This window comes from Arenimonas sp. (assembly GCF_035312645.1).
Lineage (GTDB): Bacteria > Pseudomonadota > Gammaproteobacteria > Xanthomonadales > Xanthomonadaceae > Arenimonas.
This window is the reverse complement of record NZ_DATGBO010000042.1, coordinates 26,902-47,099: the sequence shown is the minus strand read 5'-3', so window position 1 is coordinate 47,099 and position 20,198 is coordinate 26,902. Positions and strand designations below refer to the sequence as shown.

13 protein-coding genes are annotated in these 20,198 nt (G+C 65.0%); 6 read left to right on the top strand and 7 right to left on the bottom strand.

Features of this window, described 5'->3' with window-relative positions; genetic code table 11:
- Positions 1-87: 87 nt before the first annotated feature.
- The gene (locus tag VKM35_RS03515) at positions 88-4,875 is read right to left on the bottom strand and encodes a putative Ig domain-containing protein (protein ID WP_324318405.1); all 4,788 of its coding nucleotides are present in this window, start codon (positions 4,873-4,875) and stop codon (positions 88-90) included.
- 391 nt (positions 4,876-5,266) lie between these two features.
- The gene (locus VKM35_RS03510; RefSeq protein WP_324318403.1) at positions 5,267-7,060 is read right to left on the bottom strand and encodes a monovalent cation:proton antiporter-2 (CPA2) family protein; all 1,794 of its coding nucleotides are present in this window, start codon (positions 7,058-7,060) and stop codon (positions 5,267-5,269) included.
- Between the two features lie 115 nt (positions 7,061-7,175).
- Between VKM35_RS03510 and VKM35_RS03505 the strand changes: the two genes are divergently transcribed.
- Positions 7,176-8,087, top strand: coding sequence for a hypothetical protein (locus tag VKM35_RS03505; RefSeq protein WP_324318401.1), 912 nt, complete (start codon positions 7,176-7,178; stop codon positions 8,085-8,087).
- A gap of 78 nt (positions 8,088-8,165) precedes the next feature.
- Here the strand turns inward: VKM35_RS03505 and rho are convergent, their stop codons facing one another.
- A complete protein-coding gene (gene rho, locus VKM35_RS03500; RefSeq protein ID WP_324318399.1) occupies positions 8,166-9,941 on the bottom strand; it encodes a transcription termination factor Rho in 1,776 nt (591 codons plus the stop codon).
- 181 nt (positions 9,942-10,122) lie between these two features.
- Positions 10,123-10,455, bottom strand: a complete 333-nt coding sequence (gene trxA, locus VKM35_RS03495; RefSeq protein WP_324318397.1) for a thioredoxin — start codon at positions 10,453-10,455, stop codon at positions 10,123-10,125.
- A gap of 173 nt (positions 10,456-10,628) precedes the next feature.
- On the opposite strand from trxA, the gene rhlB reads away from it, so the two are divergent.
- The 5 genes from rhlB (at position 10,629) to ung (ending at position 15,760) form a co-directional block, all read left to right on the top strand.
- Positions 10,629-12,323: an ATP-dependent RNA helicase RhlB gene (gene rhlB, locus VKM35_RS03490; protein WP_324318395.1), complete on the top strand. Its 1,695-nt coding sequence runs from the start codon at positions 10,629-10,631 to the stop codon at positions 12,321-12,323.
- Positions 12,324-12,442: 119 nt separating this feature from the next.
- Positions 12,443-13,129, top strand: coding sequence for a cell division ATP-binding protein FtsE (gene ftsE / locus VKM35_RS03485; protein ID WP_324318392.1), 687 nt, complete (start codon positions 12,443-12,445; stop codon positions 13,127-13,129).
- A 59-nt stretch (positions 13,130-13,188) separates the two neighbouring features.
- Entirely contained in the window at positions 13,189-14,118 is a 930-nt protein-coding gene (gene ftsX / locus VKM35_RS03480; RefSeq protein ID WP_324318504.1) for a permease-like cell division protein FtsX, read from the top strand.
- A gap of 21 nt (positions 14,119-14,139) precedes the next feature.
- Positions 14,140-14,997 (top strand): response regulator, encoded by an 858-nt coding sequence (locus VKM35_RS03475; protein WP_324318390.1) that lies wholly within the window; start codon positions 14,140-14,142, stop codon positions 14,995-14,997.
- A gap of 76 nt (positions 14,998-15,073) precedes the next feature.
- Positions 15,074-15,760 (top strand): uracil-DNA glycosylase, encoded by a 687-nt coding sequence (ung, locus tag VKM35_RS03470; RefSeq protein WP_324318388.1) that lies wholly within the window; start codon positions 15,074-15,076, stop codon positions 15,758-15,760.
- 111 nt (positions 15,761-15,871) lie between these two features.
- On the opposite strand, the gene cysC is transcribed toward ung, so the two are convergent.
- The 3 genes from cysC to cysK form a co-directional block, all read right to left on the bottom strand.
- The gene (gene cysC, locus VKM35_RS03465) at positions 15,872-17,791 is read right to left on the bottom strand and encodes an adenylyl-sulfate kinase (RefSeq protein ID WP_324318386.1); all 1,920 of its coding nucleotides are present in this window, start codon (positions 17,789-17,791) and stop codon (positions 15,872-15,874) included.
- Positions 17,792-17,924: 133 nt separating this feature from the next.
- Positions 17,925-18,854: a sulfate adenylyltransferase subunit CysD gene (gene cysD, locus VKM35_RS03460; RefSeq protein ID WP_324318501.1), complete on the bottom strand. Its 930-nt coding sequence runs from the start codon at positions 18,852-18,854 to the stop codon at positions 17,925-17,927.
- Positions 18,855-19,057: 203 nt separating this feature from the next.
- Entirely contained in the window at positions 19,058-20,032 is a 975-nt protein-coding gene (cysK, locus tag VKM35_RS03455; protein ID WP_324318384.1) for a cysteine synthase A, read from the bottom strand.
- Positions 20,033-20,198: the final 166 nt, after the last annotated feature.

Sequence of the window (20,198 nt, the reverse complement as noted above, 5' to 3'; positions counted from 1 at the left end):
ATCGCACCCATGCGAACGCGGTTCACGCGGCAAAAAAAAGACCGCCGCAAATGCGGCGGTCTTCATTGCTGCATCGGAATCGCTGCCTCAGAACTTCTTCTCGACATTCAGCTGCACGGCCTGGCTCTGGTCGTTGCTGCTTTGCTGATGGCGGTATTCGACGCGGAAGTTCCAGTCGTTCGCCAGTTCGAACAGGCCGGCGAGGCCGAGTTCGAGGCGGTTTTTGTCGGAGTCGAGCAGGCTGGCGCGGTACACCGGTCCGGCGATCGAATCGGCATAGGTCAGCAGGGCGTCGCCGTTGCTGTTCAGGTCGTGCTGGTACTCGACGCGGAACTGCGGCGAGAACGCGCCCCAGTTCGTCAGGTGGCGCCAGTCCATGCGCAGACCGAGATTCAAGGTCGACGTGTTGATGTGCTGCTCGTTGAAATGCAGGGTCCAGACCGGATCGCCGAGCTCGGTGTAGGCATCGAGATTGGCGCGGGCATAGTCCCAGCGCGCGTACGGCGTGAGGTGCAGGCCGCCGTGCTGGAATTCGCCGCCCGCGGACAGCGAGACGAACCACTGATTGCCATCGCGCTTGCCGATCGCCTGGCCGCCGGTGCTGGTGATGAAGCGCTTCAGGTCATACGACAGCCATTGGTAGGCGATCAGGCTGTCGAGATAGAAGTGCGAGGCCGGATGGAAGCTGCTGTACAGCGCGGCGGTGTAGGCATTGCCGTCGACGCGGCTGCCGTTGTGGCCGACATCGGTGTTGTCGTGGCCGACACCGATGCCTGCGCCCATCACGAAGGACGAGTCGACGCGATAGTCGGCACCGAGGCTCACGCCGTCGCTCTCGAAATCGAAACCGCTGCGACCGATGCGGTCGTCACGGTCACCGGTGCGGATCACGCCGCCGGCCCAGAGATTGAACAGCGTGTCGTTGTTCGCTTTCGGCGCGCTGCCGCCATCGTCGGCGCGCATCGTCGTGTCGTTCAGGCGCGGCGATGGGCAGTCGATGACGTTGTGTGTCAGCGTCGGCTGCAGGCATTGGCTGTTCGTGCCATAAGCCGTGTTGGCATTGCTGAAACTCAGGTTGCTGGCGATGCCGCCAGCGGAGCTGCCGCCGTCATGCAGGCTTTCCAGATGTGAGCGGAAATTGCCGATCTGCGCTTCCGCAAAACGCCTGGTCGAGGCGACCTGCGCATCGAGCATGCCGAGAACTTCCGCATCCTTCGACGGATCCGGACGCAGCGCGATCAGCACGGTGTAGCTCTGCGTGATCGTTGCCGGCGTGCCGCCGGTGCTGTCGGTGGCGGTGATCGCGAACGTGTAGCTGCCGTTCGCGTTCGGCGCGCCGCTGAGCACGCCGCTGCTCGCGTTGAGCGCAAGCCCGGGCGGCAGACTGCCCGACGTCACTGCATAGCTGTACGGCGCGATGCCGCCGCTGGCGGTGAAGGTCTGGCTGTAGGCGACGTGCTCGACGCCCGTAGCGAGGCTGGCCGGGATCAGCGTCAACGTTGGCGCGGCGATCACCAGGGCATAGCTGCTGGTCGTCGTCGCGGCGGTGCCGCCGGTGCTGTCGGTGACGGTGATAGCGAAATTGAAGGTGCCCGACGATGTCGCCGTGCCGCTCAACACACCGGCGCTGCTGAAGCTGATTCCCGGCGGCAGAGCGCCGCTGCTCAGCGAGTAGGTGTAAGGCGCGATGCCGCCGCTGGTCGAGAAGGTCTGGCTGTAGGCAGTGTTCGCGGTGCCGCCGGGAACCGTCGCCGGTGTCAGCGTCAGCACCGGCACTGCGACCACCACGGTGTAGGCGATGCTGCCGGTCTGGCTGTTGGCATCGGTCGCGGTGACCGTGAAGTTGAAGCTGCCCGCGCTGGTCGGCGTGCCGGACACGGCGCCCGCCGAGCTCAGCGATATGCCGGGCGGCAGGCTGCCTGCGCTCAAGGCGTAACTGTATGGCGCGACCGCACCGCTCGCCGACAGAGTCTGCGAATAGGCGGTGCCGGCAGTGACGCCCGGCAGCGTTGCTGGCGTGATCACGATGGTCGGGGCGGTGACTGCCAGCGTGTAGTTGCTGGTCACCGCGAACGGCGCGCCCAGGCCGCTGGAGCCGGTGTCGGTAGCGGTGATGGCGATCGAGTAATTGCCCGGTGCGGTCGGCGTGCCGCTCAACAGGCCGGCGCTGGTGAAGCTGACGCCTGCCGGCAGCGCGCCCGAGGTCAGCGCGTAGCTGTAGGGACCGATGCCGCCGCTGGCGGTGAATGCCTGCGAATACGGCGCGGCATACGGCGTCGTGAACGTCGTGCTTGCTGGCGCCAGCACCAGGGTCGGCGCGGCGACACTGAGCGTGAACGGCTGGCCGACGGTGAATGGACCGGTGCCGGTACTGCTGTCGGTGGCCGTGGCAGTCAACGCGAACGAACCCGCTGCCGTCGGCGTGCCGGAAACAGTGACGCTGTTGCTGCTGCTGCCGGTGATCGCAACGCCGGCCGGCAATCCGCTGACCACATACGTACCGTAAGGCGCGGTGCCGCCGGCCCAGGTGAAGGTCTGCGAATACGCGATGCCCACGGTCGCGGCGAAACCACCGCTGGGCGTGACGGTGATGGTCGGGCTGCTCACCGTGATCGTCACCGTGGCCGGCGCCGATGTGCCGCCGCTGTTGGTGGCGGTGTAGGTGAAGCTGTCGCTGCCGGCGTAACCCGCGCTCGGCTGATACGTGATGCTGGTGCCGCTCGCGTTCGCCGTGCCGTGCGCAGGCGCGGTGCCGATCGCTACCGAGACGGCCGTGCCGCCGCTGAGGCTGAGCGTGATCGGATTGGCGCCGCTGTTGAAGGCGACGGTGGCGCTGACTGCACCGGCGATCGGCGGGTTGTCGATGACGACGATGCTGTAGCTCTGGCTCGCGGTGTACGGCCCGGCGCCGCCAGTGCTGTCGGTGGCAGTCACAGTGAAATTGAACGTGCCGAGCGCCGTCGGCGTGCCGCCGAGCACGCCCGCGCTGCTCAGAGTCACACCGCCCGGCAGGGCGCCGCCGGTGCGTGCATACGAGTAGGGCGCCGTGCCGCCGGTGGCCGGATTGAGCGCTGCCGAATACACGGAACCGAGCGTGCCGCCGGCGAGCGCGGTTGCCGGCAAGACGAGCGCCGCGGGCGGATTGACGGTGAGCGTGTAGGCCTGGGTGCCGCTATACGGACCGGGTGCGCCGCTGCTGTCGGTGGCCTTGATGGTGAAGTTGAACGTGCCGCTCGCGGTCGGTGTGCCGCTGAGTACGCCGGCCGATGACAGCGTCAAGCCTGCCGGCATGCTGCCAGCCGTGATCGTGAAGACATAGGGGCCGTTGTTGCCGCCGGCACCGGTCACCGTCTGGCTGTAGGCGCTGGCGACAAAGGCAGCCGGCAGGCTGCCGGGATTGACCGTCACTGGCGTGTCGTCGTTGGTGATCGTGCCGACGCCGGTGCCGGTGCCGATCGTCGCGTTCGACGGCGATGACAAGACGACGTTGAAGGTTTCGTTCGCTTCCGGCGTGTTGTCGCCATTGACCGTGACGTTGACCGGCTGCGTGGTCACGCCGGGATTGAAGGTCAGGGTGCCGCTGGTGGCGGTGTAGTCGCTGCCGGCCGTCGCGCTGACATTGGCGGTCGCGTAGTTGATGGTGGTCGTCAGTCCGCTGGCGGCGCTCAGGCCCACCGTGAATGCCGCGGTCACCGTGCCGGAATTACCTTCCGTCACGCTGGCATTGTTGATCGACACGGTAGGCGCGGTGTCGTCATTGTTGATCGTGCCCAGACCTTGGCCGTCGACCACGATGGCGCCGGCGACATTGTTGACGTTGACGAAAAAGCTTTCGTTGTTTTCGAACAGCGGGTCGCCATCGACCACCACGGCGAAGGAATACGTCGTGCTACCCGCGGGAATCGTCTGGCCGCTCAGGGCCCTGCCGACATAGTCGATGCCGCCGGTGGCGGTGTTGTCGGCGGTGGCGATGTTGAAGGTCACGCCGCCAGCCGGCGCCGGTGCGCTCAGGCTGATGGTGAAGGTCGCGTTGCTGGTGCCGACATTGCCCTCGTTGATCGCGACGTCGTTGATCGACAGGTTCGGCGTGTCGTCGTCGACGATCGTACCGGTCGCGCTCGGTGCGGCGCCGACGGTATAGCCGGTGCCGGCAGCGATAGTCAGGGTGACGGTTTCATTCGGCTCGACGACGGTGTCCGCGGTCGGGTTGATGGTGATGGTGCCGGTGGTGCCGCCGTTCGGGATGGTCACCGACGCGACACCGCCGGTGTAGTCGGTGCCCGAGATCGCCGAGCCGCCGGTGGTGATATTGACCGTGGTCGCGGCGGTCGCCGCCTGGCTCAGGGTAACGGTGTAGACGAGATTGCTGGCGCCGTCTTCAAGCACCGTACCCGGTGACAGCGACATCGAGGCCGAGGGCGTGGTCGCCACCACGAGGGGCACGACCTGCTGGTTGCTGATGTTGCCGCTGCGCGGAATGTTGTTCGGGTCGAGGGCAGTGAACATGCCGAACTCGGTGATATCGAAACTGTTGGCGGCGGTCGTGGTGTAGGTGAAGGTGCAGGTCGTGCTGCCGTTCGGCGCCAGCGGCAGTCCCGCGCAGGACAGGGCCGAGCCCGGGTAGTTCATGTTGTTGAGCGAGATCGACTGCGTGATCGCGTTGGACTGGTTGAAGGTCAGCGAAAACGTGATGACCTGGCCGGGGCCGGTGAAGGTCGAAGGCGAGGCGCCGGTGAAGTTCATCACCTGCGCCTGCGCCGAGGCGACGAGTCCGAAGGTCAGCAGCAGCGCCGCGACGAAGCGGGTCGAAGTGCGTTGCACGAAAAGTCCGCGGCCTTTGCAAGCGGCGGCGATGGCGCTGAGCGAGATGATCATTTCGTGCCCCTGGAAAACTGTCTGGATGGAATCAACGCTGCCCGATCACTCGGGCAGTGCAGTGCAAGTACTTGAGAATCGTCAGCGGCCCGATCCGGCGCGGCTGTGGTCGCGGTGCGCACGATCAACGTGGTCGTGGCGTCGTGGCGAGGGGAAAAAAGCGCAGGCGAAAAATCGCCACACGCGGCCTATGGCGAATACGCCCGGATCGTTGCTCTGCATTCCCCAGCCCCCTGAGTTCGGCGCGATGTTGCTGCGCCTGGATGCGGCAGGACAAGCAGTCCCGCGCTGCGGCGCATTGTGCTGGCAATTGCCGGCGCTGTCGAATGAAGGTTTTCCTGTCCGGATTATTCGGAAGTTGACGTTGCCGGGCCTGCGAAACCTCCTGCGCTCAGGCTTTTCCCTGCTCCGGCCTTTCGTCCGCTTCGAACAGACTTTCGAGATCCTTCAACGCCTGCTGCGAATTGGCGATCAGCGCCGCCTCGTCATCGTAGATCAGGTGCTGCTCGCGCATCATGCGTTCGTCGTGCATGCGGAAACGCTCGCGGCGGTCGCTGGCGACGTCGGGGGGGACGCCCAGCGCTTCCATCACCTGCTGGCTCAGTTCCAGGCTGGAGTGGAAAGTTTCGCGGATCACTTCCACGCCCAGATCCATCAGCTTGAAGGCGTGCTGACGATTGCGCGCGCGCGCAAATACTTTCAGGTTCGGATACAGCCGGCGCAGCATGCGCGCGGTGCGCACAGTCACTTCCGGATCGTCGGTGGTCAGCACGAAAACTTCCGCGCGCTCGGCGTGCGCGGCGCGCAACAGGTCGGCTTTGGATGGATCGCCAAAATAGATCATGGTGCCGAAGCGGCGCGACAGCGCGACCTGTTCGGTGTTGTGCTCGAGCGCGATGAACGGGATTTTCTGCGCGCGCAGAATGCGTCCGACGATCTGGCCCATGCGTCCGAAGCCGGCAATGATCACCCGCGGCGCTTCCTGATCGATCACGTCGGCAGGGCGTTCCTCTTTCGGCTCCGGATGCTCGCGCAGGAAGCGCGACATCGCGATCACCAGCAGCGGCGTCACCGCCATCGACAGGCCGACGATCGCGACCAGGCGATCGCGCAATGCTGCCTCGATCAAACCGACCTTCGCCGCTTCGCCGAAGACCACGAAGGCGAATTCGCCACCGAGCGCCAACACCGCACCCAGCATCAGCGCCTGACGGATTGGCAGGCTGCCGGGGCGCCAGCCGATCAGGATCAACACCAGCATCTTCACCAGCACCAATGCGAGCACACCAGCGGCGATCAGGCCGGGCTCGGCCATCACCCGTTGCAAGTCGATGCTCATGCCAACCGAGATGAAGAACAGGCCGAGCAGCAAACCCTTGAACGGTTCGATCTGCGCTTCGAGCTCGTGACGGAATTCCGAATCGGCGAGCAGCACGCCGGCGAGGAACGCGCCCAGACCCATCGACAATCCACCGAGCTGCATCAGCCAGGCCGTGCCGACCACGACCAGTAGCGAGGTCGCGGTGAACACCTCGCCCATCTGCGTCCAGGCGACGGCACGGAACAATTGTTTCAACAACAGGCGGCCGCCGATCACCACCAGCGCGATCATGCCGACCGCCTTCATCACGGCATAACCCGGTGATGCGGCGTGTGCGGCGGTCTGTACTTCGCCCAGCAGCGGAATCAGCGCCAGCAACGGGATCGCGACCAGGTCCTGCGACAGCAGAATCGCGAACGCGAGCCGGCCGTAACCCGTGGTCAGTTCCTTGCGCTCGGCGAGCAGTTGCAGACCGACGGCGGTGGACGACAACGCGAGGCCGAGACCGATCACGATGTTGGCGCGCCAGCCAAGACCGAACAGCGCGCAGGCCAAACCAATGGCGAGCGCACTGATCGCCACCTGCAGACCGCCGATGCCGAACACCTGTCGGCGCATCACCCACAGTCGCGCCGGCGACAACTCCAGGCCGATCACGAACAGCAGCATCACCACGCCGAGCTCGGAAAACGCCAGCGTGCTCGCGGGGTCCTTCACCAGCTTGAAACCGAACGGCCCCATCACCGCGCCCGCGACCAGATAACCAAGCACCGCGCCGAGACCAAGCCGACGGAACAGCGGCACCGCCAGCACGGCGGCGACGAGAAAAATCAGGAACAGCTCGAGATTGCCCTGGCCGTGCATGTCCACCTCGCGTCGATGCGGGGATTATGCACGGGCTCCGCGCGAACACGCAGTTGGACCCGAGGGAGTCCTCGGATACCCTTGCCGCCTGCTCAATTGTTTTCGAGGTGCCGTGATGCGTCGTTTGGCTTTCCTGCTGTTGTTTTGCGTGGGTGGAGTCGCTCTGACCAGCGGGGCCGGCGCGAATACACCTCCTCCGGACTATCACTCCATCGTGCCGGTCGAGGGCCTGGAATCGGTGTTGACCATGCAGGTCGACAGCGTGGTTTCGATCGATACGAATGGCGGCCTGACCGATTTCCGGATGGAAACGCCGGTGCCTGACAGCCTGCGCAACAATCTCGATCGGATCGTGCGGCAGTGGCGTTTCATCCGGACGCCGAGCGCAGGCCCGGTGATGCCGATCAATACGCGCATGCGCATCACGCTGTCTGCTACAAAACTCGGCGAGAAGTACCAGATCAGGGTCGACAACGTGATTTTCACGGGCGATGAAAAAGATCCGGGCAAGCCTGCCGCAGCGCTCGCCAGCATTGCCGCGAAGCGATTGGTGCCACCGCAGTATCCCATCGGCCTCGAGCGACTCAACATTGGCGGTCTCGTACTGCTCGGTCTGAAAGTGGGCAACGATGGTCGCGTCGAGGACGTGGTTGCGGTGCAGACGATCCTGCGCGACGTGAGTGGTGCGCCCAAAGTTCTGGGCCAAGCCGTCGCGACGTTGGAGCAGTCCGCCCTGCGGGCCGCGAGGACCTGGCGATTCGAGGTGCCTGCGGGTTTCGCGAAGGAAGATGCGGGACACCACACGATCACCGTGCCGATCGTTTTTCTGCCAAGCGGGAGTTCCGAGGAGAGCGTGCCCGGCCAGTGGCGCACCGAAGTGCGGGGTCAACGCCGTGAGATGGACTGGCTCAAACCCAATCCGGAGCTGCAGCGCATCGGCGCATCGGACACGGTCAACGGCGAGGTGCTGCCGCTGGCCAGCAGCATCCGGCTGGAAACCGACGTCGTCGGCACGGTGATCATGTAGGCGCATTTCGCCGGAGACATCGATGAAATGAAAAACGCCGGCTTACGCCGGCGTTTTTTTGATCGACACAGCGAGAAATCAGCTGCGTTTCATGCTCTGGAAGAACTCGTCGTTGGACTTGCTGGTCTTCATCTTGTCGAGCAGGAATTCCATCGCCGACAGCTCGTCCATCGGGTGCAGGAGTTTGCGCAGGATCCAGATCTTCTGCAGCATGTCCGGCTCGATCAGCAACTCTTCGCGGCGCGTGCCGGAGCGGTTGATGTTGATCGCCGGGTAGACGCGTTTTTCGGCGATGCGGCGGTCCAGGTGCACTTCGCTGTTGCCGGTGCCCTTGAACTCTTCGTAGATCACCTCGTCCATCTTCGAGCCGGTGTCGACCAGCGCCGTCGCAATAATCGTCAGCGAACCGCCTTCCTCGACATTGCGCGCCGCGCCGAAGAAACGCTTCGGACGATGCAGCGCGTTGGCGTCGACGCCGCCGGACAGGACCTTGCCCGAACTCGGCACGACCATGTTGTAGGCGCGGGCGAGGCGGGTGATCGAGTCGAGCATGATCACCACGTCTTTCTTGTGCTCGACCAGGCGTTTGGCGCGCTCGATCACCATTTCGGCGACCTGCACGTGGCGCGCAGCCGGTTCGTCGAACGTCGACGAAATGACTTCGCCGCGCACGGTGCGCTGCATTTCCGTCACTTCTTCCGGGCGCTCGTCGATCAGCAGCACGATCAGGTGCGTCTCGGGATGGTTGTGGATGATTGCCTGGGCGACGTTCTGCATGAGCATCGTCTTGCCGGCTTTCGGCGGCGAGACGATCAGCGCGCGCTGGCCTTTGCCCTGCGGCGCCATCAAATCCATGATGCGGCCGGTGATGTCTTCCGACGAGCCATTGCCGCGCTCAAGCGTGAAGCGCTTGCGCGGGAACAGCGGCGTCAGGTTTTCGAACAGCACCTTGCCTTTCGACGCTTCCGGCGGCTCGCCGTTGATCGTGTCGACGATGTTGAGCGCGACGTAACGCTCGCCGTCTTTCGGGCTGCGGATGCGGCCGGAGATTTCATCGCCGGTGCGCAGGTTGAAACGGCGGATCTGGCTGGGCGAGATGTACACGTCATCCGGGCCGGCGAGATAGCTGGCATCGGCGCTGCGCAGGAAGCCGTAGCCATCGGGCAGGATTTCCAGCACGCCGTCGCCGGCGACACCGTTTGGATGGCGGGTCAGCACCTTCAACAGCGCGAACGTGACGTCCTGCTTGCGCATGCGCGCCACGCCTTCGTGCAGGTTCAGCGTTTCCGCCATCTCCAGCAATTTGTGCGCAGGCATGCGCTTGAGATCGGTCAGCGTGTAGCTGGGGAAATCCGGCGGCAACTGCGGCGGTTGATAGCCCTGCTGCGGACGATCGGGGCGATCGCCGCGGTCGTTGTTGCCGGCGTTGCTGTCGCCGCCTTCCTCGCCGGCGGGGCGATTGCGATCGCGATCCTTGAAGCGGTCGCGGAAGCGGTCGCGGCGATTGCGGTTACGGTTCTGGAAACCGCCTTCCTCGCTGCCGCCCTGGCCTGCATTCTGGCCGCCCTCGCGGGGCTCCTGCGGCTGGCCCGCGTTCTGGTTCTGACCCTGGCTTTCGCCCTGGGCCGCACCGCCGTACTGGCTACCCTGCGGGCGCGGTTGCTGGCCGGCGTCGGCGTTCGCTTCCTGCTGTCGCGGCGCGACCGGCGCAGCCGGGACGTAAGCCTCGGCGACAGGCGCGGGAGCGGCCGCAGGAGCGGCGGCGTCATCGGCAGTGCGTGGTTTGTTGGGTCCGCGCGGTTTGCGCGGGGCTTTCACGGCAGGACTGCCGGTATCGGTCTCGTTGTCGGACACAGAGTTCCTCGCGAATGCGAGTCAGGGGGAAGAAAGGAGATGGTGCAGAAGGAGCAGTGCCGTGGGCACCTTGCTGGGACTTACGCTAACACCGGCTGCGGGCAGACCACAAGCCGGCGCTGAATCACGGGTTCATCGCGCCGACCCCGCAGGGCCGGTCGCGAAGGTGAATCATCCGGGCTCAGAGGCCGGATTCGATCAGCTTGACCAGACGCTGCTTGATGTCGCCGGGCGCGCCGATCTGGGTGCCGAAAGGCTTGCCGTCCTTGAACAGGATCAGGGTCGGGATGCCACGCACCGCGTAGTTGCGCGGGCTGGTCTGGTTGTCGTCGATATTGAGCTTGACCACCTTGACCTTGCCGGCATAGCTGCCGGCGAGTTCGTCGACCAGCGGGCCGATCATCTTGCAGGGGCCGCACCACGGGGCCCAGAAATCCACCAGCACCGGGGTATCGGACTTCAGGACCTGGGCCTCGAAATCGCTGTCGCCAACCTGCTGTACCTGGTCACTCACGGGGAAACTCCTGATTCTTATCGAAGAAGACGATCGGGTCTGACCGTCGATTGAGCTAAACTGGGGGTTCCACAGCCGAAAACCAAGCCGGCGACCCCGTCCGAAGCATCGTCGCAGTTTGCGACCCCAGCGCGACACGCGCAAGCGCGGCAAGACCGCGCGAATGAGACCAAATGACTGATAAGCCACTGACCGACATCGCTTTTTCCAGCTTCGACCTGCAACCGCAACTGCTCGCCGGCCTCGATGCCGCCGGCTTCACCCGCTGCACCCCGATCCAGGCGATGACCCTGCCGATCTCGCTCGCCGGCCGCGACGTCGCCGGCCAGGCCCAGACCGGTACCGGCAAGACCCTCGCCTTCCTGGTCACCCTGGTCAACCGCCTGATGACCAAACCCGCCCTCGCCAACCGTGGCCCCGCCGATCCGCGCGCGATGATCCTGGCGCCGACCCGCGAGCTGGCCATCCAGATCCACAAGGACGCGGAAAAATTCTGCGGCGGCCTCGGCCTCAAGTTCGCCTTGATCTACGGTGGCGTCGACTACGACAAGCAGCGCGCCCAGCTCACCTCCGGCTGCGACGTGATCATCGCCACGCCGGGCCGCCTGATCGATTACGTCCGCCAGGGCGTCGTGCACCTGCATGCCTGCGAGGTCTGCATCCTCGACGAGGCCGACCGCATGTTCGACCTCGGCTTCATCAAGGACCTGCGCTTCCTGCTGCGCAAGCTGCCGCGCCGCGAGGAGCGCCAGACCCTGATGTTCTCGGCCACGCTCAGCCATCGCGTGCTCGAGCTCGCCTACGAGCACATGAACGAGCCGGAAAAACTCATCGTCGAGGCCGAGTTCGTCACGGCGTCGCGCGTTCGCCAGCGGATTTATTTCCCCGCCAACGAAGAGAAGCTGCCGCTGCTGATCGGCCTGCTCTCGCGCACCGACGCCAACCGCACCATGGTTTTCGTCAACACCAAGGCCTGGGTCGAGAAAGTCGGCCGCGCGCTGGAGCGCGCCGGTTATCGCGTCGGTGTGCTGTCGGGCGACGTGCCGCAGAAAAAGCGCCAAACGCTGCTGGCGAAATTCCAGCGCGCCGAACTCGAGATCCTGGTCGCCACCGACGTCGCCGCGCGCGGCCTGCATATCGACGGCGTCTCGCACGTGTACAACTTCGACCTGCCGTTCGAGGCCGAGGACTACGTGCACCGCATCGGCCGCACCGCCCGCCTGGGTGCCGAGGGCGACGCGATCAGCTTCGCCTGCGAAATCTATGCGCAGGGACTGCCGGCGATCGAGGCCTATATCGAGCAGAAGATTCCGGTCGAATCGGTGACCAGCGAACTGCTCACCGCGATCCCGCGCCCGGCGCGTGCGCCGGTACTTGGTGCCGACGGCGAGCCGGTCGAAAGCATCGCAGACATCTTCCGCGAAGCCCGCGCCGAGCTCGAGGCCAGCGGCCGTGGCCCGAAGAAGGGTGGCAGCGGTGGTCGCGGCGGCCCGGGCTCCGGCCCGCGTCGCGACGGCGCCGGTTCCTCGTCGCGTGGTCCGCGTCGCGAGGGTTCGTCGTCGGGTGCGGCGCGTCCGCCGCGCGATCCGAACGCCGCGCCGCGTCCACCGCGTGATCCGAACGCGCCGCACAGGGACGTGCAAGTGTCGCGGGCGCAGGATGCGCAGGAGCGATCGCCACCGCGCGAGTACGGCGAAAATGATTCCCGCCGCCGTCGCGGCCCGCGTCCGCCCGGTTCGGAAAACATCGCCGCCAAGACCACGGGCCCGGCCCCGGTCGTACCGGCGCCCGCGTCGCCGACGGTTTCGAAGGAATCGTTCTTCAAGCGTTTCGCGCGCAAGGTGACGTCGCTGGTGAAGCCGGGCTGATGCCTGCGCAGGAGCGCTCTGGTCGCGAAGGCTTTTGAAAGAGCATTCGCGCTCATGAGCGCTCCCACGGAAGAAACAAGCGGCTAGACTGCTGATCACCGATGGCAACCGGACGGCCCATGACCCTGCTGCGCTTCGATGGCGTCACCAAGAGTTATCCCGGCGGCCACACCGCGCTGACCGAGCTCAGTTTCTCGGTCGATGAAGGTGAGATGCTTTTCGTCACCGGTCATTCCGGCGCCGGCAAAAGCACCTTGCTCAAGCTCATCCATCTCAGCGAGCGCCCGACCCGCGGCGCCGTGCTGGTCGATGATCGCAATCTCGCAAAAGTGCGCGGCCGGCAGGTGCCACTGCATCGCCGCCGCGTCGGCGTGGTCTATCAGGATCACCGCCTGCTGATGGATCGCAGCGTGTTCGACAACGTCGCGCTGCCGTTGCTGATCGCCGGTACGCCATCGGCGGAAGTCGGCAAGCGCGTACGCGTGACGCTGGAAAAAGTCGGGCTCGGCGCACGCGAGAAATCCCGCCCCGGCGAATTGTCTACCGGCGAACAGCAACGCGTCGGCATCGCCCGTGCGATCGCCGCGCAACCACGGCTTCTGGTTGCCGACGAACCCACCGGAAATCTCGACCCCACGCTTGCCGCAGAAATCATGCAGCATTTCGCCGCGCTGCCGGCGCTGGGCACCACCGTGCTGATCGCCAGTCACGATCTCGCCCTGGTCAAGCGCATGCGCAAGCGCGTGCTCGTGCTCAGTCACGGCAAACTCGGCGACGATATTTCCCCCGAGGATCTCGCCTCGTGAGCGCCGCGAAAGCCGAACCGCAAAAAAAAGATGTCCGCAATAAACCCAGGGCCGCGCGCCTGAGCGAAGGCGGCATCGGCAAGCGTTTTCGCGCCTGGCGACAGCAGCATGCGTATTCGCTGGTGTCGAGTCTCGGCCGTTTTTTCCAGCGCCCGTTCGCGACCTTGCTCACCGTCGGCGTGATGGCGGTGGCGATCGCGCTACCGCTCGGGTTGGGGTTGGGGCTGGCGAACATCGAACGTTTCTCCGGCAGTGTGCGCGAGTCGCGCGAGATCGGTGTGTTTCTCAACATGGAAGTCGATGCCGCACAGGCCGCGCGCATCGCCGACGAATTGCGCGCACGCCCCGACGTCGCCGCCGTCACTGTGAAGACGCCCGAGCAAGGCCTGGCGGAATTCCGGCAGATGAGCGATCTCGCCGGCGCGCTCGACACGTTGGGCGAGAATCCGTTGCCGACCGTGCTGATCGTGCAGCCGCGCGACGATGGCGCCGCGTTGGCGGAGGCGCTGAAGCAGCGCCCGGAAATAGCAACGGTGCAGCACGATGCAGTCTGGCGGCAGCGGCTGTCGGCGTGGTTGGCGTTCGGCGAACGCCTGATGTGGGTGATCGCGGCGCTGCTTGGTCTCGGCGTGTTGCTGGTGGTCGGCAACACCGTGCGTCTGGATATCGGTGCGCGTCGCGAGGAAATCGGCATCCTGCAGCAGCTCGGCGCCACCGATGGCTTCGTGCGTCGGCCCTTCATCTATCTCGGCGCCTGGTATGGACTGGCTTCGGGCGCCTTGGCCCTGGGCCTGCTGGCGATCGCCGGAGTTGTGATGCAGCCGAAGCTTTCCGCGCTGATTGCCAGTTACGGTAGCCACTTCCAGCTCGATGGCCCGGGTTTGCCGGGGATCGGGCTGGTGCTCGCTGGCGCCACGGCGATCGGCTGGTTCGGCGCGTGGCTCGCCACCGGCCATCATCTGAGGCAGACTCGACCTACCGAGATATGAGGTTCCCTTGAGCCAGTCCCGATGAGCAGCCCCGGCTTCCGACTCGCCGACACCACGTCGCCCCGCATCATGGTGGTCGACGGTTCGAAGGTTGTCCGCAAGATGATCGAGGGCGTGCTGCGCCAGCAGTTGCCGGACATGGAATTCGTCGGCTGCGAAACCGGCGGCGAAGCCAAGGCCGCGTTGCAGACCGGCAGCATCAGCCTGGTCACCACCGCGCTGCGCCTGTCGGACATCGACGGCTTGGAACTCGCCAAGCACATCCGCGACCACACGCCGCAGGCCTACATCCCGATCATTGTGGTCTCCGGCGACGTGCAGGAACGTCTGGAGACGCGCAGCATCAGCGACGATGTCACCGATTATTTCGACAAGTCGCTGGGCTTCAACGCGCTCGCCGCGTTCATCAAGGGCTACGTCGCGCCGGAATCGGAAAAAGGCGGCGAAGTGTTGTACGTCGAGGACAGCCGCGTCGTCGCCGTCGCGACCCGGCGCATGCTGGAAAAGCATGGCCTGACGGTGATCCATTCCACCGGCGTCGAGGATGCGATCGCGCATCTGGAAACGATGAAGGCACAGGGCAAGATTCCCGGCCCCGATGTCGTGCTCACCGACGTCTATCTGAAAGGCGAACTCACCGGCAAGGATCTGGTGCATTCGATCCGCCGCGATTTCGGTTACCCCAAGGGCCTGCTACCCGTGCTGGTGATGACCGGCGATGCCAATCCCGCCAACCAGACCGACCTGCTGCGCGCCGGTGCCAACGACCTCGTGCAAAAGCCCATCGAGGAGCGCCTGCTGGTCACCAAGCTGCTGTTCCAGTTGCGCGTAGGGCGGTTGCTGCGGCAGAAGCTGGCCAAGCAGGACGCAGCGCAGTAAAAAACTTTCGTCCTTGCCGAACGTCATTCCGAATTCCTTCGAGTGATGGCCGGATTATTCGCGCGTGATGCATCGCATGGCCACCGACACCATCAAGCTCGAACCCTCCTGGAAATCCCGCGTCGGCGATTATCTGTTGCGACCGGAAATGCGCGCGCTGGCGGAATTTCTGCGCAGCGAAAAAGCGCAGGGCAAACGCATCTATCCACCCGGGCCGCAGATTTTCGCGGCGCTGGACGCCACGCCGTTCGATGCGACCAACGTGGTGATCCTCGGCCAGGATCCGTATCACGGGCCGGGACAGGCGCATGGCCTGTGTTTTTCCGTCGCGCCGGGCGTGGACGTGCCGCCGTCGCTGCTCAACATCTTCAAGGAAATCGAACGCGACCTCGGCCTGCCGCGTCCGAAGCATGGTTATCTGATGCCCTGGGCGCAGCAGGGCGTGCTGCTGCTCAACGCCGTGCTCACCGTCGAAGCCGGTCGCGCCGGCGCGCATCAGGGCAAAGGTTGGGAAGGTTTCACCGACCACATCGTCGAAACCTTGGATCGCGAACGCGAAGGCCTGGTGTTCATGCTCTGGGGCAGCTACGCGCAGGCCAAGGGCAAGATCATCGACACGCGCCGGCATTGCGTGTTGCGTGCGCCGCACCCGTCGCCGTTGTCCGCGCATCGCGGCTTCATCGGCTGCGGCCATTTCTCCGCTGCCAATCGCTGGCTGCAAGGTCGCCAACGCGCGCTGATCGATTGGTCGTTGCCGGCGTGATCTTGTAGGAGCGGCGTAAGCCGCGACGTTGTCGCGATCAACCCGCAATTTTTTTGTAGGAGCGATGGCAATCGCGACCGGTGTGCGGCGGAGTCGCGATTGCCATCGCTCCTACAGGGCTTTCTGGGCCACGATCTCGGCAAGCTGCTGCGGCGTGTGCTGCAAGGTATCGAGCACCAGCTCGGCATGCTCGGGCGGTTCGTAGGGCGAGTCGATGCCGGTGAAGTTGGGGATCTGGCCAGCGCGGGCCTTGGCGTAGAGGCCTTTGACATCGCGGCGCTCGCAGTCTGCGAGAGGGGTATCGACGAAGACCTCGATGAACTCGCCTTCCTTGAACAGGTTGCGCGCCATGCGGCGCTCGTCCTTGAACGGCGAGATGAAGCTGACGATCACGATCAGGCCGGCATCGACCATGAGCCTGGCCACTTCGGCCACGCGTCGGATGTTCTCGACGCGATCCTCGTCGCGGAAACCCAGGTCGCGGTTGAGGCCGTGGCGCAGGTTGTCGCCATCGAGCAGATACGTGTGCTGGCCGGCGGCTAGCAGGCGCTTTTCCACCAGATTGGCGATCGTCGATTTGCCCGAACCCGACAGGCCGGTGAACCACAGGCAGCGCGGCGTCTGCTGCTTGATCTTCGCGCGCGCCGCCTGATCGACCGCCAGCGCCTGCCAGTGCACGTTGGCGGAGCGGCGCAGCGCGAAATCGATGGTGCCACCGGCAACGGTGGCCAGCGTCTGCTTGTCGATCAGGATGAAACTGCCCAGCGTTCTGTTGTCGGCAAAGGACTCGAACGCGATCGCCTGGTCGAGGCTGAGGTTGCAGTACGCGATCTCGTTGAGCTCCAGTCGCGTCGCAGCCAGATGCTCCTGCGTGTTCACATCGATCTTGTGCTTGATCTCGGTGACCTGGGCGTTGACGGTGCGCGCGCCGAGCTTGAGCGCATAGCGGCGCCCGGGCAGCAACGGCGCATCGTGCAGCCAAAGCAGGTGCACGGCGAACTGATCGGCGACGGCGGGTGGATCAGCAACGGCGGCGATGACATCGCCGCGGCTGACATCGATCTCGGCATCCAGGCACAGCAGGATCGATTGCCCGGCCTGCGCGCGCTCGATGATTTGTTCGCCTACCTGCAGGCGGGTGACGTTGGCGGTCTTGCCCGCCGGCAACACGACGACGGCGTCGCCGACCGCGACCGTGCCTGCGGCGACCTGCCCAGTGAAACCACGAAAATCCTGATCGGGGCGGCAGACCCATTGCACCGGCAGGCGGAAGGGCGTGTCTTGTAGGAGCGGCTTCAGCCGCGACCGTGCTCCTTCGTCCTCTTGCTTCGCGTAGGCGGGATCGCGGCTAAAGCCGCTCCTGCGCGGGGCATCAAGATCGACGCTCTCCAGATGCGCAAGCAGGCTCGGGCCGCCGTACCAGGGCGTGTTCGCCGAAGCGGCGATGACGTTGTCGCCGACCAGGCCGGAGACGGGAAGCGCGGTGATGTGATCAATGCCCAGCGTCGTGGCGAGTTGTTGGTACTCGGCGACGATGCGATCGAATACCTCCTGCGAATATCCGACCTGATCCATCTTGTTCACCGCCAGCACGATCTGGCGGATGCCGAAAAGATGCACCAGATAACTGTGCCGGCGCGTCTGCGGGAGCAGGCCTTTGCGGGCATCAACCAGCACGACGGCCAGGTCGGCGGTGGAGGCGCCGGTGGCCATGTTGCGCGTGTACTGCTCGTGGCCGGGGCAGTCGGCGACGATGAAGCTGCGCCGCGCGGTGTGGAAGTAGCGATATGCGACATCGATGGTGATGCCCTGCTCGCGCTCGGCGGCGAGGCCGTCGAGCAGCAGCGCGTAGTCGATGTTCGCGCCCTGCGTGCCATGGCGACGGCTGTCGGCGGCGAGCGCGGTGAGCTGATCATCGAACAGCGCGCCCGTCTCGTAGAGCAGACGCCCGATCAGCGTGCTCTTGCCATCATCGACGCTGCCGCAGGTGATGAAGCGCAGGCGCGGGATCGTGTCGGTGGCGGCAGTCATGGCGCTACCCCGCAGGGGCGACGCAAGTCGCGATTCTCCGCCATGCCACGAAGGTCGCGATTTCCATCGCTCCTACGAAAACCGCGCGTTGTAGGAGCGATGTAAATCGCGACCCGGGAAGACGCAGAAGCCATCAGAAATATCCCTCCTGCTTCTTCTTCTCCATCGATGCACTGGGGTCGTGGTCGATCAGCCGGCCCTGGCGCTCGGAGCTGCGCGCGTGCTGCATCTCGTCGATGATCGCTTCGAGCGTATCGGCGTGCGACTCGATCGCGCCCGTGAGCGGGTAGCAGCCCAGCGTGCGGAAACGTACGGATTTGAGCGTCGGCACTTCGCCCGGACGCAGCGGCAGGCGCTCGTCATCGACCAGAATCAGGCCGCCGTCGCGCTCCACCACAGGGCGCTGCGCGGCGAAATACAGCGGTACCACCGGGATGTTTTCGCGGGCGATGTAACGCCAGATATCGAGCTCGGTCCAGTTCGACAGCGGAAACACCCGCACGCTCTCACCAGCATGCACCTGCGTGTTGTACAGCTGCCACAATTCGGGACGCTGCGCTTTTGGATCCCAGCGGTGCTGCGCGGAACGGAACGAGAACACGCGTTCCTTGGCGCGGGATTTTTCCTCGTCGCGGCGCGCCCCGCCGATCGCGGCATCGTAGCGGCCGGCATCCAGCGCCTGCTTGAGCGCCTGCGTCTTCATCACGTCGGTGTGCACCGCCGCGCCGTGCGTGAACGGGCCGATGCCGTCGCGAACACCGTCGGGGTTGATGTGTACACGCAGATCCAGCCCGTACTGCGCCACCAGCGCATCGCGGAACGCGATCATCTCCTTGAACTTCCACGTCGTATCGACATGCAGCAAGGGCATCGGTGGCCGCGCCGGCGCAAATGCCTTGCGCAGCAGGTGCAGCAGCACCGACGAATCCTTGCCGATCGAATACAGCACCACCGGTCGCTGGAACGATGCCGCCACCTCGCGAAGGATATGCAGGCTCTCGGCCTCGAGGTGGTCGAGATTGGAAAGCGGGGGAAGAGAGGATTGCACCGGTGCCGCAGACATCATGGGTCGCCTTGTGAAAAACAATTTCCTGTCGGCTCGCGCCGGCAGCCCTCTGTTTGCGGAGTTTGACCTGTATTCGCGCCCGGGCAAAATGGATGCCAGGGCAACACCGCATCCGTCATCCCGGAAAAGCCGGAGCCCATTGTGGTTTTTCAGCGGGATCAGCATGGATCCCGGCCTGCGCCGGGATGACGATCTGAGACTCACGCCGCGAGTGACCCCGCTTCGAATTCCGCCAGCCAGGTGTCATCGGAACCTTCATTGATGCCCTCGAACAGGAAGGTGCTCAGGTAGCGCTCGCCGGTGTCGGGCAGCATTGCCAGCAGCACCGAGCCCGACGCCGCGGATTCGGCGACGCGCAGCGCGGCAGCCACGGTCGCGCCGGCGGAGATACCGACGAATACGCCTTCTTCTGCGGCGAGCCGTCGAGCTGTATCGCGGGCGCTGAGGTCATCGATGGGGTGGATTTCGTCGGCGACCGCACGATTGAGCACGGACGGAATGAAGTCCGGCGTCCAGCCCTGGATCTTGTGCGGCGCCCAGTCCTTGCCGGCGAGCAGCGAGGCGCCGGCGGGTTCGGTGGTGATGATGCGCACGTCGGAGCGCGCGAGCTTCAGCATTTCGCCGACACCGGTCAGGGTGCCGCCGGTGCCCCAGCCACTGACGAAATAATCCAGGCGCTTGCCGGCGAAATCGCGCAGGATTTCCGCCGCAGTGGTGCTGCGGTGATAGGCGGGATTGGCGGGGTTGTCGAATTGTTGCGCGAGAAACCAGCCGTGCTTGCGCGACAACTCCTCGGCGCGACGCACCATGCCGCTGCCGCGTTCGGCCGCGGGCGTCAGGATCACCTTGCCACCGTAGGCGCGAATCAATTTGCGCCGTTCGATCGAAAAGGTTTCCGTCATCACCGCGACGAACGGATAGCCGCGTGCCGCGCAGACCATCGCCAGTGCAATGCCGGTATTGCCGGACGTCGCCTCGATCACGGTCTGGCCAGGCGCGAGCGCGCCGCGCTGTTCGGCATCGAGAATGATCGCGAGTGCGAGCCGATCCTTCACCGATCCGCCGGGATTGAAAGACTCGACTTTCGCGTACAGCGAAACATGCGCCGGCGCGATCCGCTGCAGGCGAACGATAGGCGTCGCGCCGATGGTGTCGAGGATGCTGGTGTGGATCATGGGATTCTCGGGAGACGGGAGACGGGAGACGGGAGGCGGGAGATGGGAGACGGGAGATGGGAGATGGGAGATGGCGAGTGGTGCGTTGAAATTTTTGTTCGTCACCCCCGCGAAGGCGGGGGTCCAGTGTCTTTGGTGGGCTTGCGCGGATCACCCAAAGAAAACC